The organism is Pyrolobus fumarii 1A (assembly GCF_000223395.1).
Lineage (GTDB): Archaea > Thermoproteota > Thermoprotei_A > Sulfolobales > Pyrodictiaceae > Pyrolobus > Pyrolobus fumarii.
On record NC_015931.1, the window covers coordinates 1,577,351 to 1,593,024 of the forward strand.

A 15,674-nucleotide genomic window follows, 5' to 3' on the forward strand; every position below is an offset into this window, starting at 1 on the left:
ACTACTATCGGCCGGGGAGGCGCCGCTATAGAGGAGTGTGGGTAGTTGCGGATACGCTTCGTGGCGTTACAGTGGAGTTCAGAGTATCTGGTGACGTATTCTCTGCTGACGAGATAGACGAGGGTACTAGACTCCTCGTGGAGAATGCGAGGGTGCCCGAGGAGGGTACGGTACTAGACCTGGGTTGCGGGTATGGCGTAATTGGGATAACATTGGCAAAAGCGTATCCTAGGCTCCGCGTCTACATGGTTGATGTCAACCCGCGAGCCGTGGAGCTTGCACGCGTGAACGCCAAGCATAACGGAGTTGCAGACCGGGTAGTCGTATTGCATGGCGACCTCTACGAGCCTGTGAAGGGCCACCGCTTCGACGCTATAATCACTAACCCGCCGCTAGCAGCAGGCATGGATGTAGTAGAGCGCATAGTGCGGGAAGCCCCTGAGCACCTAAACCAGGGTGGCAGCCTCCAGATGGTGTTGAAGAAGGGTGCCGATAGGATAGCGCGGGTCATGGACGAGGTGTTTGGGAGCCACGAGGTTCTACTTAGGAAGAAGGGCTATACGATACTCATGGCTGTTAAGCGCTAGGCAGTGATGTGACTGGTCCCACCATCAGAGCCGTGCGGCGGTGAAGACTCCGGCAGGAGCTGAGCCTCGAATCAATACCCGTCCCGCAACTGGGTGTAAATTGTAAGCTTCTCGTAGGTCGTGATTGGGATAAGGCATGTATTAGGTAAAATTGGGCATTACTGCGGCGTTACATCATGCTGTGGCCCGATACTCTCATCGTTGTGTAATAATTGTCTTGGGGCAACGTAGTGTTGCTCCACGTGACGCGCTACACGCCATCATATGGAAGCGCGCAAGCACGCTATTCTTCCTTGCAAGATCCTCGAGATATCTGACCTTCCACTCGGGTGGCTGCCAGCGCCTCTTGCGCTCTTCGAGTTCTTCTGTATCAACTAGCAGCTCTAGCCTCCCCGTCTCAACGTCGATGAGTATCTCGTCGCCGTCCTTGACGAGTGCTATTGGGCCGCCCACTATAGCCTCCGGGCTCACGTGGCCAATCATCAATCCTCTAGTTGCGCCACTGAATCTCCCGTCTGTGACCATAGCCACGTGGGGGCCTAGTCCTGCACCGACAACAGCAGCGGTCACCTGGAGCATTTCTCTCATTCCAGGGCCGCCAGCCGGCCCCTCATAGCGTATGACTATCACATCGCCCTTCTCTATACGACCCTCTTGAACAGCCTTGATAGCCTCCTCCTCGCTATCGAAGACTCTCGCTGGACCCTGGAACCTAAGCTTCTCCACCTTTGCAAGTTTGACAACTGCGCCTTCGGGTGCTAGTGTACCTCTGAGCACACGCAGCGAGCCGGTGGGTGACAGGGGATTATCGCGGCTTCTCACCACCCTACCATCGGGCGGAGGAGCTTCTTCTACAACCTCCCTCCAAGTCCTACCGTCAGCCGTCATAACATCTAGGTTGAACACGCCAACCTCTGCCAGCACTCTCGCTATGGCCGGCACACCGCCAACAGCGTCAAGATCCTCTACGAAGTACTTACCACCAGGCTCTAGATCCGCTATCCAGGGTGTCTTCCTAGACACCTCGTCAAAGTCGCCAAGGTCTATGTCAACTTCTGCTTCTTCAGCTATTGCAAGTAGATGGAGAACGGCGTTGGTAGAACCTCCTGTGGCGACATCAACAGCGATAGCGTTTAGCATGGATTCTCTGGTTACAAGCTTGCGTGGTGTAAGCCACTTTTCAACGAGCTTCACGATCACTCTGCCAGCACGTCTAGCTGCATGGAGTCTCCGCGAGGATACTGCTGGTATGGTGGCGGTGCCAGGGAGAATGAAGCCAAGCGCCTCTCCCAGTATAGCCATTGTGTTGGCAGTGTAGAGACCAGCGCAGCTACCAGGACAGGGCAGCGCATGCAGCTCGACACGCTCCAGCTCCTGGTCACTTATCCTGCCAGCTATCCTAGCACCCACAGCCTCGAAAACGTGACCAACAGCCAGCCTTCGTCCGGAACGAGGCTCGATACCTGCAAGCATTGGGCCTATGTTGACAACAAGTGTCGGGATGTCCATCCTCAAGCCAGCCATAAAGGCGCCCGGCATCATCTTATCGCAAGCCGTGACGACGACAATACCATCGAGTCTGTGAGCCTCAGCTATAACTTCAATGGAGTCTGCGACGACTTCTCTAGAGACGAGGCTAAACCTCATGCCTTCGTGGCCCATGGCTATGCCGTCGCATACCCCGAGAGCGGCAAAGTGAACCGGTATACCTCCAGCCTCGGCTATGCCCTCAGCTACTGCAGCAGCTACCTTATCAGCGAGGACGTGGCCCGGCACTAGCGTCGAGGGTGTGGAAATAACGCCTATGAGTGGCTTATCGCTCTTCACTTGCTCCGGGTCGAGCCCGGCAGCATACAGCAGGCTACGGTGTGGTGCTCGGAGTACACCATCCCTTATTAGACTGCTACGCGGCTTGGCCACATCAAACCGCCCTCACAAACAACGAGAGAAGCCCCACGTAAAGACGGGAAGCCCCTAGGGAGACACAAACTACATAGGCGTTCTTGTTGTCCTCTCGGCTAGGAACTCCTCAACTATCTTGCGCACCAGGTCTTCAGTCACTCTCTTGGCGTAGGGTGCGACCTCCTTGACTCTCCTAAGCACATAGTCGACTAGGTCGGGTGTCGGGTCGTAACCTAGATGCTTAAGGACGTATTCGACGGCATGTTTGCCGCTATGGCGGCCTAGTACTATGCGCCTCTTCGCGCCAACGGCCTCCGGGGGTATCGGCTCGTAGGTTAACGGGTTGCTGAGTACACCGTGCACGTGTATCCCAGCTTCATGGGCAAAGGCATTGTCACCGACTATCGGCTTGTTCGGTGGTAGCTTGATACCGAACTTGGCGGCTACCAGCCTAGACACCTCGTATAGCTTTTCAAGGCGGATGTTCGTCTTTAGACCCATTTTGAAGTGGAGCGTAGCTACAACCTCTTCGAGGGCCGCGTTGCCCGCCCTCTCACCAAAACCGTTCACAGTAACCTGTACACCGTTAGCACCTCCCCTCACAGCGGCGATCGTGTTCGCAGTTGCCATCCCAAAATCGTTGTGGCAGTGAACATCTATGTTTACATTCGGCGGTAGTTTCGAGCGTATGTAGCGCACAAGATCCTCCATCTCCCACGGAAGCATTACGCCCACGGTATCTGGTATGTTTATGTACTTGGCTCCTGCCTCGATAACAGCACGGTATACTTGTGCGAGGAACTCACGGTCGCTGCGTGTAGCATCCTCGGCCGAGAAGAGGACTTCAACGCCATAACTCTTTGCGTACTCGACCGCCTCAACCGCCCTCTGAAGTACCTCCTCGCGCGTCATCCTTAGCTTGTACTTCATGTGGATGTCACTCGTTGCTATGAAAACATGTATCACGTGAGCCTCCGCCTCAGCAGCCATGTCAATGTCGCGTTTATTCGCTCTAGCAAGTCCAACCACCTTGGCGTGGCTAACCTCGCGAGCAGTGAAGAGTACGGACTTGAAATCTATGTCAGAGGATGCCGGGAACCCAGCCTCTATCAGATCTACACGCAGCTCATCAAGCGCCTTAGCTATCTCTATCTTGTCGTCCAGGCTTAGCTCTACACCAGCCATCTGCTCGCCATCGCGCAGTGTCGTGTCGAACACACGTATGCGCGCAACAATAAGCTCCGACCTCCAAACCGGCGGCCCACGGCGCTCCCACAAAATATATGGATTGCCTTAATGCGTTGATGCAAACGTGATATTAAGGGGTTAGTGCAGCGCCAGCGACACGCTGTGGGAAACGCGGGGGACTGGGAGATGGATTTGCGGGAAGTAGAGTGGTAGATCAGGTGGCAAAGACCCTACGCGAGATGGGAGCCACTGATGTCTTCGGCGTCACCGGCGGCAGCATAATGGCGTTCTATGACGCAATGGAGGTTGTAGGAGGCTTCAACATATACATGTTCCGTCACGAGCAGGGCGCCGCACATGCCGCCGACGCTTATGGCAGGGTGAAGAAGAGGCCAGCCATCGTGGCTGTCACCTCGGGTCCCGGCGCGACGAACATAGTCACGGGCGTCGCCAACGCGTATATGGATTCGTCGCCTGCCCTCTTCATAACAGGGCAGGTACCGACAACGGTCTTCGGGCGTGACGCGTTCCAAGAGACCGACATGGTTGGCGTTGTGGCACCGATAACCAAGTTCGTATACCAGATTAGGCGTCCAGAAGAAGCGGTTCCCGCCATAAAGACCGCTTATAAGCTAGCAATCATGGGTAGGCCGGGCCCCACTCTAGTCGACTTCCCGAGAGACGTGCAGCTAAGGCGTTGCGACTGTACTAGCGACGGCCTTCTTCCACTGAACTATGAGAAGTTCAAGGCTCCTGATCCAGACCCAAGGCTCATTGAGGAAGCTGCAAGGCTCCTACTGTCAGCTAGGCGCCCTGTGATACTCGTAGGGGGAGGAGTCTACTGGAGCGGTGCGTGGCCCGAAGTAATCGAGATTGCAGAGAGACTATGGGCTCCGATAGTCACGACACTAACCGGGAAGAACAGCGTCCCTGCAGATCACCCGCTAGTAATGGGTCCGGCAGGCATGCATGGTAGGGCGGAGGCCGATGCAGCACTAGCCAATGCCGATGTGATACTTGCGGTAGGCACCAGGTTCTCTGACAGGACTGTGGGCAGGTTCGAACCAGAGCTGAAAGAGAAAAAGATAATCCACATTGACATCGATCCAAGCGAGATAGGGAAGAACGTCAAGCCTGCAGTCGGCATAGTAGCTGATGCGAAGAAGGCTCTCCGGATGCTCATTGAGAAGCTCCCTGAGGTCGCTAGGAGAGACACGAAGTTCGTAGATTGGCTCCTATACATCAGGAGAAGGTATGAGGATGCTATGGAGAAGCTAGCTGAGAGGATGAAGCCCTTCGCGCCCTGGAAAGTCCTAAAGCTGCTACGGCGTATAGTGCCTCGTGACACGATAACAGCCACGGGTGTTGGTAGCCACCAGATGTGGTCAGAGATACACTGGGACGTCTACATACCAGGCACGTGGTTAACTTCAGCCGGTTTAGGTACGATGGGCTTCTGTGTCCCAGCTGCAATTGGTGCCAAGATAGCTGCGCCGGAGCGTACGGTGCTGTGCATAGACGGTGATGGGAGCTTCCAGATGACAATGAATAACCTTGCTCTTGTCCGTGACTATAATCTGCCAGCGATATTCGTGATATTCGATAACCGTGCATTAATGCTAGTCAAGCAGTGGCAGATCTTCCTCTACGAGAGGAGAATCGTTGCAACGCACTTCACGGAAAGACCCGACTTCGTGAAAGTAGCCGAGGCTTACGACATTGAGGGTGTGAGGCCAGCAGATTACCAGGAGCTCGAGAAGTGGGTAAGATGGGCCGTACGAAACAATGAGCCGCTGGTAGTGGACATAATGATAGACCGCGAGATGGATATTGTTTATCCGTGGGTGAAGCCCGGCGAGTGGCTCACAAACGCTCTTCTTCCACCTGGAATGGAGGACGTGAGCCTCGTGTATGAGGAGTGAGGGGTGAGAGTATGGAGCTCGCGAGGTACGTGCTAAGAGTGTCTGTCTTCGGCGGGATGGATGGGCTAATGAGAATAGTCAACATACTAAGGAGAGGCAAGGTGAGATATCGCAACCTAAAAGCGGAGTTTGACGGGACAAAGGTCGAGATAAGGATATGCCTTGAGGGTGTGAACGACGAGGTCAGATGGATAGCCTCGAAGCTAGAAAGGTTACCAGAGACGTATGTCGTGAAGGTTGAGCCTACACCAGAGGAGCTTAGAGAGGTCGAGGCGGCTACAACACCAGGGTAGGTCTTTTGCCGTGCCTCTCGCTTGCCCGGGCTTTCCTCCAAGCCTATTACTCGACGTTTGACGAGATCCTGCGGTTCTATGCTGTGCGTGGGCACAATCTAGCACTGCAGTTCAGACCGCCTCTTTTCGGCATGAGGCGGGTTGAGGACGCTCTACGCGAGGTACTCGTGCTTGTAGAATCTGGCGATGTGCTCGAGAGTGTTAGGTTGCTCGAGGATGTTGTGAAGAAGAGTAGTATTGTAAGGCGGGTGCAGGGAATTATCTTCGCGGCCATGGGGCTATTGCTGTCATTCATGGCACTCCTCATTGACGTATTCGTTGGGCTATCTTCTCTAGCAGCTTTGGTGGTTGTCGCTGCATGGCTGTATAACAGGGAGCCTAGTGTATGCAACGCTAGGCCGCCTTAGGGGCTAAGAGGTAATTCACGCGGCCGCCTGCAGGTAGCGAGAACTGGAGGCGTAGTGGTGAGTCCGTTGAGAACTCGATGCTTACAGTATCCGCGACCTTTGTTAGCGCCAAGACGTGCTTAAGGTAATCAATGCTGTAAGCCGCCTTAGATGGCTCGTCAACCTGGAAGTCGATAACTGCGGGCTTATCTCTCGTTATCTCTGTCTCGGCTACGGCAGTGCCACGACCACGGATCAGCAGCTTCTCCTCGTCGGCCTCAAGCTCAACAGTGTCGCCGACTGTCTCTGCATCTCTAAGAGCGTTCTTGAACGCGTCAACTATGAGTGCTATTCTGGCCTTGAACTCGAACTGCGCCTCTGGTATCTCGGGCTCGGCTATGTCAAGGTTGAGTAGCTTGTATCTCTTAATGGCTGCGCCCGCTATTGTCCATGTCACGCGGTCATCAGTCGCCTCTATCTCTACCTTATCGCCCTTCTTTCCCCTCTTGACGATCTTCGCTATGTTCACGACGTTGAAGCCTATCTTTGCTTCCTCCTCCACCTCGTACTCGAGGAATGTGTCCGGTGGCAGCATTATCTCTATCATCGCGACGTGTGCAGGGTCCAAAGCCCTTATCCTAACCCCCTCCTGGCTGACAGTCATTACCGCTTCATCGACTATCTTGGATAGCGTCTCGAGCATACTCTGGAAGGACTTGGCATCCGGGTATGCTATCCTCGCCCTCACGAGCCACCCCTCCCCTATAGTCGCAAGGTTGATAGAATATAGGGTGTGGGGGGTATCCCCTAACGGCGGGCGATGACCTAAACCCGCGCGGCCGACGCGCGGGTTTGCGAGCGACACCCGAGTGAGGAGAGAACCACCGAGGGGAGCCCAGTGCCACCACCCTGGCCCGTCGTTAGGCTGCTGGAGGGTAGGGTATCCGTCACCACGTGCCTAGCTGTCCTGCTCATCCTGGGCGCTGTTGGCATAGCAGTGGCTGGTGCGGGTCACCCACTGCTAGGGTTACTGCTAGCCTTTTCGGCTGAAAGTGTATGCTGCGCCGCCTCTAAGACGAGTAAACGCGTCTACCGTGCGCCCAGACTTGTCGAGAGGCTCTGCGAGTCATCCCGCATACTCGAATACATGGTGTTCATAGTCTACTATACCAGCAAGGGGCGTTTCGATGTTAGCAGCGTAGTGGCAGTCGCGTTTATACTGCTGCACATAGGCGTCGTTGACGCGGACGAGAAAATGGATGGTATCGTTGCTGCGCTTATGCTACTGGCTGCAGGTATACTAGAGATACACAACATGATTGATAGCCTTGTACTTCTAGCTCTGGGTATGCTCCCGTTGCTCCTCGCTACAGGTTTAGCCACGGCCACACTCATATATCGTGAGGCTACTGGAGGCGGTATAGGCTAGACTGGAAGTAGGTGCCACGAGTGTGACGTGTGAAAAGAGACTCCTGGAGCTGTGGAGGAGAGCCAAGAGGCTGCTAGACGAGAGGCTCAGCGAGGTAGTGGAGCGGCTGCCGGAAACGGAGGCCATAGACGTGGCTAGGTATATCGTTGCTGGTGGGAAGAGGCTGCGAGGCTTCACCACTCTTCTCGTTGCCGAGGGTCTCGGAGGTAGCTGGGAGGACGCTGTAGAGGCTGCTGTTGCTGTCGAACTCGTGCACTCGGCTAGCCTCGCAATAGACGATGTGATAGACGGCGATGTAACGAGGAGAGGTGGGCCAGCCGCATGGCTCAAGTTCGGTCCAGGCCGTGCTGTTATGGTAGCCAACCTCCTGATATCATATGCTCAGAAAATGCTCCTGGAGAGGTATGGTTTCCGTGCAGTCGAGAGGAGCGTCATAGCATGGTTTGACATCTCGAGGGGTGAGGTTAGAGACGCGTATATGGAGGAAGGCGGCGAGTATACTGAGATAGTGAGGTTGAAGACCGGCAGTCTCTTCCGTCTAGCAGCTGAGCTAGGCGCGGTAGCAGCTAGAGCTCCACAGAGTGTAATGCGGCGTATCGGCGAGTATGGAGAGCTGATGGGGATAGCCTACCAGTTGGCTGACGACGTTGTCGACTATCTGCGTGGCGAGAGGGGAGCTAGCATATCGAGGCTGTTAGCCTGGCTAGGTTACCCGCACGATGTACTCTCCACCGTGATTGCTAAACTCCGCGAGATACTCGCAACGATAGATGGGATTGTGAGGGATATGGTTGCAGGTACTTTTGCGCCCCTATTGTCAAGCCTTCCACGCTTCGTAGTAAAAGCGATGTTCTCCGAGGCTGGTGTCTCTAGGCTGGTGCTCTAGTTGGCTACGCGCTTTGACTATCTTGTAGTGGGTGCTGGGCCTGGAGGGGCCTGGTTTGCGCGTGAAGCCGTGGATCGGGGGCTGCGTGTTGCCGTAGTCGAGGCGGTTAAGCCCGGATTCAAGGTGTGTGGCGGCGCTATCCCGGCACTCTTCGAGAAGCAGGTTGGCAAGGTCCCAAGCGAGTCTATAATCAGTGAAGTTAGAGGCTTCCGAGTCTACCTTGATGGCGAGATGCTCTGGGAGGAGCACGGTAGCCTTTGGGGCTACTTGCTTGACAAGCGCATCTTCCTAGAGAATGTGCTAGAAGGCGTGGATGTGTACACGGGGCGCGTGTTTAACTTCGAGTCTCGTAGTGTAAAGGGTCTTGATATACACTGGGAGCGTCTAGTCGTAGCGGCGGGGCCTCTAGCACCCAACTACAAGGGTGACAGGATATACGCGGTGCAAGGCATCTATCGTGGAGATTTTGATGAGGGTGTCATCGAGATACACTTTGATTCGAGGCTTGTGGGTTACTACTGGGTATTCCCGACGTCAAGACGGGAGGCCAGGATAGGCGTCGGCGGGTATGGCGAGCCACGCGAGTTTCTAGAGATGCTCGCCAAGTTTGTCAAGAAGCTTGGCGTCGAGGAGATCGAGCATCCTAAGGGCTCCTACATAAACATAGGTGGCGTCGAGAGAGTCGAGGAGAACGGTGTAGTCTATGTCGGTGAAGCTGCAGGTTTCGTATACCCTGTAACAGGTGAGGGTATACGACCCTCCGCTATGAGTGCTAAGCTAATACTCCGTATGCTTGAGGGTGATGAGAGTGCGAGAAGGGAGCTAGAGACGCTCAAGAAGAGTATCAACGCGCAGAGGAAGATACTGGACTTCGTGAAGGCGGCTAGCCCCGAGGCTAGAGCCCGGTTCATGAAGAAGATGGGCGGCGGGCTTGCGATGAGAGTCGCGCTAGGCGAGCTAGGCGCCATGGAGAGGCTTCTATCACTACTTCCGTCGAGGGTGGCGTCTTTCCTGGCAAGGCTGCTGGGCTAAAGGCGGGGCTCGTGCGAGAGCCCCCGCTCATCGCCCACCGGCTCGCCCGGTTTCCTACTCTTCACCGCCCCTCTTTGCAAGACCCTCCAGGAGCCTGGCTATGTGCTCAGCGGGGTCGACACCCGTCGCCCTGTAGAGCCCCCTCCAGTTGGGCATCGCGTTAACCTCGAAGACGACTAGTTTGTCATCTGTACCTCTCGCGATGTCGACACCCGCGTAATAGAGGCCAAGCGCCTTGACCGCCTTCACGGCTATACGCTCCTCTTCCTCGTCAAGAGTTGTTGGCTCTACCTTGCCGCCACGGGCTACATTCGTCTTCCACTCGCCTGGCGGTGCAACCCTCCTAGCAGCTGCAACTACACTGTCACCGACCACGAAGACCCTCTTGTCGGAGTTTCCGGATTTCGGTATGAAAGCTTGCATGTAAACAGGGCGCGAGAAGCTAAGGAACATGCTTGCCACGTGATAAGCTGTGTCTATGTCGTCGGCTTTGAACGCTCCTAGCCCGAGGCTGCCTGTCAAAGGTTTGAACACAACACTACCCCACTCGCGCACATAGTGTAGTGTTACGCCTAGGCTCTCAGTTAGCAGCGTGGGTGGTACCGGTATCCCTGCTTTTGCCAGGAAGAGTGTTGTGAGCATCTTAGTCCTCGCTATCAGCGTTGGGAGCCATGGGTTGATTACCGGTATCCCCATCTCCTCGAGAAAGGCCAAAACGGTTAAACGTGAGAGGAACTGCTCAAGGCTAGTATTCATGCCCAGGCTACGTACTATCACAGCGTCAGGGTCGAGTCTGTGCGGGCCTATGCGAGCCTCAAAGCCCTTATCGGCGACAAGAGCGACGTCTGAAGCGTTTATCAGTAATACGTGGTGGCCACGGGAGCGCAGTACTGCTATCAGCCTCCTAGTAGACCATGATAGTCTCGTTGACGAGACTATCACAGCGATCTTCAATGGTAGCCCGCCAGGTGGCGATAAAGAGCCCCGTGGATATAACCTGGAGTTGTCTCGAGCCGTGCACGGCGGCTAGTGTTGCTGCTCGATGCGGTGCTGGGCATCCTAGCTGGTGCCGTTGGCGGTATACTAGGGGCGTGGATCTCGAGGAAGCTTGGCGTAATGGGTGTTGACGCTCTGAAGCCCTGGAGGAGGGAGAGGGTACCTGACGCGGCTGGCTCCGGTTTGGCACTGATGCTCGCTATAGCTATGATAGTCTCGTGGGTGGTTAACGGAGGCGATCCTAGCATCTATTCTGCTGCGGTTCTAGTGTTGCTCTATAACATGTTGGTAGGGTTGGCCGATGACGTTTGGAGGATGGATCCTGTCACCAAGCCAATCTTGACAATGACGTCAGCATCCCTCGTGATGCTGGTTGGGGGTCTCAATCCGCAAGTCTACATACCATTCTTCGGCTGGGCTAGGTTAAGCATAGTATACCCCGCAGTCCTCCCGTTGCTCATAGGCGTTTCGGCCAACGCATTCAATATGATAGATAGTGTCAACGGGTCTATGCCGACAGCAGGTATCGTGGTAGGGCTTGTCCTCATAGTATCGGGCAACCTGATGGCATCAATGCTTGGTTACCAGCCCCCGGTTGAAGCTATGAGACTGCTCGTCATAACAGTGGCTGGGCTTCTCGCTTACCTCCTCCTGTATAACCGGTACCCGGCTCGCGTGTTCAACGGGGACTCGGGGAGCCTCTCGATAGGTGCGCTAATAGGCTATCTAGCCTCAGCTTCGAAACAGGAGGCCGTATACCTAGTAGCCATAACGCCGTTGATACTCAATGGCTTCCAGATAATCACGACCATGAGGGGTTTTGCTGAGAGACGCGAGATACCCAGGCCTACAATGATAGATGATGAGGGTGTTGTGCGCGCCACTTGTGACCCGAGGAGCCCGCCGACCCTAATACAGCTGCTTACTCTCCGCGAGGGGCTCCGCGAGTTAGAGATATACGTGGCTCTCGTGATGCTATATCTTGTTGCGGGATTGGCTGCTATCGCAGCCGCCTACCTCTTCTACAGTCTTGCGTAGAGGAGCATAGTAGCGTATAGCGGTGCTGTCACAGGGTCGGTCTGCAGCCTAAGCTCTGCTAGCGAAGCACCACTCGTCATGCTCTTGAAGCGTACTTCCCTTACAACATCCTCGTCGGTAGTCGTGTACATCAACGATACCTTGTCGAAGTTTGTGCCAGCTGCAATCAAGGCCAGCATCTCTTGAACACTAAGGGGTCTTGACCCGTTTATCCTAGAAGCTAGCATAGCCGGGCCTTTCAACGTGGGCGTGTAGACGGTTGCACATGAGCCCTTGCACTCCAAGACTCTCGAGGCGTCAGCCCCGTGCTTTTCGACAAGCTCGCGAACGACGCTACGCAAGTCTCTAGCCTCGCCAGTCACTCTCTCGACGCGAACGTTCCTCTCGGCTAGCTTCTCGACGAGCCCCGCAGCAAGCCGAGCGGCGAGTATGGAGGCTGAGAGGGGGTAGGGACCAGGAGGCTCTACTAGTAGCGGCTCGGGTCCAAGCCTCTCCTCTATAATGGGTGGAAGCTTGGGTGTGATTACTACCAGCGCGGCGCCGGTGTGCAACGCTGCGTCGCGAATGAATACTAGCTGGTTTTCGCCGCCCGGGCCTACAAACGCGTATATCGTTGTGTCGCTAGCTATGCCATATTCGTCCTTCTTCGACCTGCGATAAGCAAGGATGTGAAAAGCTAACGCGTCACCCTCGTATATCTCGACGGGCGCTGTTGGCGCAACTTCGCGTAGCATCCAGTAGGCTATCCATGCTGGGGTGTCGCCCATAGAGGCGAATGCAAGGATTATGCGTTCCCTAGCCTCCTTTAGCATCTCGTCTACAACGCGTGACGCGTAATCCTCGGCCTCCTTTACCCTAGCCTCCAGGGACTCGATACTAAGCTTCTCTAGGTGTTGAGCGGCTGGCTGCACGGCGTTAAAACCCGAGTCGGGGCTAGAGGAGGGCGGTCTCAAGTGCTTTACAGCAGCTGCAGAGGCTGGGCTCGGGCTCCTCTGGGAGCCTCGGGATGACCTCGTAGAGTATCCTCTTTGCCTTCTCCACGTTCTCAGCCATTATCCTGATAACCTCCTCTGCAGTGACCGGCCTCTCCGCCCACACGTCATAGTCGGTTATCATGGCTAGTGTTGCATAGCATAGTTGCGCCTCGCAGGCGAGGTTGACCTCGGGGACCAGAGTCATCCCGATGATATCTGCCTTGAACACGTCCTTCCATATCCTTGATTCCGCTCTTGTGGAGAATCTTGGACCCTCTATGCACACGTATGTGCCCTTAGGGTGTATACGGTAGCCTAGCCTCTCGCCAGCGGCGATAAGCTCGCGGCGTAGCTGCTCGCAGAACGGGTCAGCCATACTGACGTGCGCAACCACGGGGCCCTCGAAGAAGGTATAGTCGCGCTTCTTTGTCATGTCGATGAACTGGTCTGGGACTACTAAGTCACCGGGTTTGTAGTCCTCGCGGAGGCTCCCCACGGCAGATACAGAGATCACCCACTTTACGCCAAGTGCCTTCAAAGCCCAGATGTTGGCCCGATAGTTTACCCTATGTGGCGGTATTCTGTGACCGCGGCCATGTCTCGGTAGGAAGGCGACACGCCTACCCTTGACCTCGCCTACAATGATCGCGTCACTCGGCTCGCCGAAAGGCGTGTACACCTTAACCTCACGCGCATTCTCCACTATACCAGGATCGTAGAGGCCACTCCCACCAATAACACCGATTTCTGCTTGTACCGGGGGCTTAACACCAAGAACCCAACTCAAGAACCACACCATGTAGGCAATGCGCGACCCAGGGTAAAAACGGTCAGATTCTTGCCCCACAACCCAGGCATACCATCAGCGCTCCCGTTTCAGTACTCCTCGGGCCCTCGCCTATCGCCAGGATGCCACCAGAGCCACCACCGTGCAATAGCGCTGGCCCACCATCCTCTACGCCAGCACCATCCTCTGCCCATTACCCATCCAGGCCTCTGCCACGGCGGAAGGTGCCTCCATGGCCCGTTACCGGGGCACGGCTGGCCTCTTGCCCACCACGGGCCTCTGCCTCTCCATCCTCCCCACCAGCCTAGCCACCCGGGCATACCTCTCGACCCATGAGTTATGAGCGTGTGCACACAAACTTATAAACATTTGTGTCTATGCACAAAACAGAGGTTTACAAGCTTATCGGGCGCATTGCTTTGCGAGAGCTTCTCTTTATAGACGGGGCTTGCACGGGCTGAGGCGGGTAGGCGCATGTCACAGCAAGACCTCTACGAGAAGATAGTAGAGCTTGCTAAGAGGCGTGGCTTCTTCTGGCCAAGTTACGAGATATATGGCGGAGTTGCAGGCTTCTATGACATGGGTCCTCTTGGTGCTAGACTACGCAAGAAGATCGAGAACCTTTGGCGCGAATACTTCATACATCGACACCAGGATATAATCGTCGAGATAGAGACGCCGATAATAGCACCCGAGATAGTCTTCAAGGCGAGTGGGCACGTCGAGCACTTTACAGATCCTATAGTTGAGTGTCTAAAGTGTGGTAGGAAGTACCGTGCCGACCACCTTATTGAGGAGAAGCTTGGTGTCAAGACAGAGGGGCTCAGTCCACAAGAACTAACCAAGATAATAAAAGAGCATGACCTTCGATGCCCCGTGTGTGGAGGACAACTGGGGGAGGTTAAGCTCTTCAACCTGCTATTCAAGACTACCATAGGCCCCTACTCGGAGAACGTGGGGTATCTACGCCCCGAAGCCGCTCAGGGCATGTTCGTGGCCTTCAAGAGAGTCTATGAGGTGATGAGGCATAAGCTGCCTCTTGGCATAGCGCAGATTGGTCGTGTTGCGCGCAACGAGATATCGCCTAGGCAGGGTATGATGAGGCTGCGTGAATTCACGATAATGGAGTTTGAATTCTTCTTCGACCCGGAGAACCCGCATGAGCGCCTCGACGAGTACCTCCCGAGAGTAGCCGATACGAAGCTTCGCATATTGACGGCTGAGGCTCGCGAGCGCGGCGAAGAGAAGCCCGAGGAGTACACAGTTGAGGAGGTGATAAGGGAGGGCATAATAAAAGTGCCATGGATGGCTTACTGGATGGCTGTTGCTAGGGACTTTGTACACGCGCTAGGCGTGCCTTACGAGAACATGTTCTTTGAGGAGAAGTTGCCTCACGAGAGGGCGCACTATGCTCAGCAAGTATTCGACCAGCTTGTGAAGGTGACGAGGTGGGGGTGGGTCGAGGTCAGCGGCCACGCTTATCGCACAGACTACGACCTGTCAAGACACATGAAGTACAGCGGTCATGACCTAACAGTCTTCCGTCCATATCCTGAGCCTAGAGTCGTGCGCGTCAAGAAGGTGGTTGTGGACAAGGCGTGGGTGGGAAGGACGTTCCGCAGTGAGGCTCCAAGGGTCTTCGAGGCTATATCAAGGCTAAGTCCTGAGGAAGTAGAGAAGATGCTGAAGGAGGAGGGAAAGGTTGTCGTGGAAGGGATTGAGATACCAGGGGACAAGATAAAGGTGATTGAGGTAGAGGAGAAGGTGTCTGGCAGGAGGTTCCTGCCTCACGTTGTAGAGCCGTCATTCGGCTCGGAGAGGCTCCTCTACGTTACACTCGAGTATGCCTATACCGAGCGTGAGGGTAGAGTGGTACTCAGGCTGCCGCGGCGCCTTGCACCGATAGAGGTGGCGGTGTTCCCGTTAACCCGTGACGAGAAGCTCGTCGAGAAGGCGCTTGGCATCAAGAGGATGCTCGTGGACGCAGGCTTCACGGTATACTATGACGATGATGGTAGTATTGGAAGGCGTTATGCCCGTGCCGACGAGATTGGCGTGCCAGCAGCTGTCACAGTCGATTATAGAACGTTGGAGGACGATACAGTGACGCTACGCGACCGTGATACTTGGAAGCAAGTAAGGCTACCGGTGTCAAAACTCCTAGACGCTCTTAGACGCTTCATCAATGATAACGTTGAGCTTGAGAAGCTGGGAGAACCTGTTGAGCCCAGTGGAGGATAGACTCTAGACCCTA

Annotated in this window: 16 protein-coding genes; 9 read left to right on the forward strand and 7 right to left on the reverse strand. The window is 55.2% G+C overall.

All coding sequences use genetic code 11. From position 1 onward, the window contains the following. The first annotated feature begins 35 nt into the window (after positions 1 to 35). Entirely contained in the window at positions 36 to 587 is a 552-nt protein-coding gene (locus PYRFU_RS08305; RefSeq protein ID WP_244403845.1) for a class I SAM-dependent methyltransferase, read from the forward strand. Between the two features lie 195 nt (positions 588 to 782). Here the strand turns inward: PYRFU_RS08305 and ilvD are convergent, their stop codons facing one another. Then, positions 783 to 2,507 (reverse strand): dihydroxy-acid dehydratase, encoded by a 1,725-nt coding sequence (gene ilvD / locus PYRFU_RS08310; RefSeq protein ID WP_014027224.1) that lies wholly within the window; start codon positions 2,505 to 2,507, stop codon positions 783 to 785. Between the two features lie 69 nt (positions 2,508 to 2,576). Further along, positions 2,577 to 3,767 (reverse strand): 2-isopropylmalate synthase, encoded by a 1,191-nt coding sequence (locus PYRFU_RS08315; protein ID WP_014027225.1) that lies wholly within the window; start codon positions 3,765 to 3,767, stop codon positions 2,577 to 2,579. 116 nt (positions 3,768 to 3,883) lie between these two features. On the opposite strand from PYRFU_RS08315, the gene ilvB reads away from it, so the two are divergent. Genes ilvB through PYRFU_RS08330 form a run of 3 tightly spaced genes read left to right on the forward strand, consistent with a single transcriptional unit; the run spans position 3,884 to position 6,299 of the window. Next, positions 3,884 to 5,599 carry a biosynthetic-type acetolactate synthase large subunit gene (gene ilvB / locus PYRFU_RS08320; RefSeq protein WP_014027226.1) on the forward strand — a complete coding sequence of 572 codons (1,716 nt, stop codon included), beginning with the start codon at positions 3,884 to 3,886 and terminating at the stop codon, positions 5,597 to 5,599. A gap of 11 nt (positions 5,600 to 5,610) precedes the next feature. Then, on the forward strand, positions 5,611 to 5,892 hold the full coding sequence (locus PYRFU_RS08325; protein ID WP_014027227.1) for an ACT domain-containing protein: 282 nt from the start codon (positions 5,611 to 5,613) through the stop codon (positions 5,890 to 5,892). Positions 5,893 to 5,897: 5 nt separating this feature from the next. Then, positions 5,898 to 6,299 carry a hypothetical protein gene (locus tag PYRFU_RS08330; RefSeq protein ID WP_014027228.1) on the forward strand — a complete coding sequence of 134 codons (402 nt, stop codon included), beginning with the start codon at positions 5,898 to 5,900 and terminating at the stop codon, positions 6,297 to 6,299. Here PYRFU_RS08330 and pcn read toward each other — a convergent pair. Continuing rightward, positions 6,286 to 7,026: a proliferating cell nuclear antigen (pcna) gene (gene pcn / locus PYRFU_RS08335; RefSeq protein WP_014027229.1), complete on the reverse strand. Its 741-nt coding sequence runs from the start codon at positions 7,024 to 7,026 to the stop codon at positions 6,286 to 6,288. The genes PYRFU_RS08330 and pcn overlap by 14 nt on opposite strands. 150 nt (positions 7,027 to 7,176) lie before the next feature. On the opposite strand from pcn, the gene PYRFU_RS08340 reads away from it, so the two are divergent. From PYRFU_RS08340 to PYRFU_RS08350, 3 genes are read left to right on the forward strand one after another with little or no spacing between them, the layout of a single operon-like run. Further along, positions 7,177 to 7,707, forward strand: coding sequence for a hypothetical protein (locus PYRFU_RS08340; RefSeq protein WP_014027230.1), 531 nt, complete (start codon positions 7,177 to 7,179; stop codon positions 7,705 to 7,707). 22 nt (positions 7,708 to 7,729) lie between these two features. Then, positions 7,730 to 8,593 (forward strand): polyprenyl synthetase family protein, encoded by an 864-nt coding sequence (locus tag PYRFU_RS08345; RefSeq protein WP_014027231.1) that lies wholly within the window; start codon positions 7,730 to 7,732, stop codon positions 8,591 to 8,593. Next, positions 8,594 to 9,625 carry an FAD-dependent oxidoreductase gene (locus tag PYRFU_RS08350; protein WP_014027232.1) on the forward strand — a complete coding sequence of 344 codons (1,032 nt, stop codon included), beginning with the start codon at positions 8,594 to 8,596 and terminating at the stop codon, positions 9,623 to 9,625. A 54-nt stretch (positions 9,626 to 9,679) separates the two neighbouring features. Here PYRFU_RS08350 and PYRFU_RS08355 read toward each other — a convergent pair whose 3' ends face one another. Continuing rightward, on the reverse strand, positions 9,680 to 10,579 hold the full coding sequence (locus PYRFU_RS08355; protein WP_014027233.1) for an ATP-grasp domain-containing protein: 900 nt from the start codon (positions 10,577 to 10,579) through the stop codon (positions 9,680 to 9,682). Between the two features lie 78 nt (positions 10,580 to 10,657). On the opposite strand from PYRFU_RS08355, the gene PYRFU_RS08360 reads away from it, so the two are divergent. Next, positions 10,658 to 11,659, forward strand: a complete 1,002-nt coding sequence (locus tag PYRFU_RS08360; protein WP_014027234.1) for an MraY family glycosyltransferase — start codon at positions 10,658 to 10,660, stop codon at positions 11,657 to 11,659. On the opposite strand, the gene PYRFU_RS08365 is transcribed toward PYRFU_RS08360, so the two are convergent. The 3 genes from PYRFU_RS08365 to PYRFU_RS10265 form a co-directional block, all read right to left on the reverse strand. Further along, entirely contained in the window at positions 11,644 to 12,570 is a 927-nt protein-coding gene (locus PYRFU_RS08365) for a hypothetical protein (RefSeq protein ID WP_048191962.1), read from the reverse strand. The genes PYRFU_RS08360 and PYRFU_RS08365 overlap by 16 nt on opposite strands. 22 nt (positions 12,571 to 12,592) lie before the next feature. Further along, positions 12,593 to 13,420, reverse strand: coding sequence for an S-methyl-5'-thioadenosine phosphorylase (locus PYRFU_RS08370; RefSeq protein WP_014027236.1), 828 nt, complete (start codon positions 13,418 to 13,420; stop codon positions 12,593 to 12,595). Between the two features lie 89 nt (positions 13,421 to 13,509). Further along, positions 13,510 to 13,740 (reverse strand): hypothetical protein, encoded by a 231-nt coding sequence (locus PYRFU_RS10265; RefSeq protein ID WP_083818581.1) that lies wholly within the window; start codon positions 13,738 to 13,740, stop codon positions 13,510 to 13,512. Between the two features lie 154 nt (positions 13,741 to 13,894). Here PYRFU_RS10265 and glyS point away from each other — a divergent pair, with 154 nt between their 5' ends. Next, positions 13,895 to 15,661 (forward strand): glycine--tRNA ligase, encoded by a 1,767-nt coding sequence (glyS, locus tag PYRFU_RS08375; RefSeq protein ID WP_014027238.1) that lies wholly within the window; start codon positions 13,895 to 13,897, stop codon positions 15,659 to 15,661. Positions 15,662 to 15,674 lie beyond the last annotated feature (13 nt).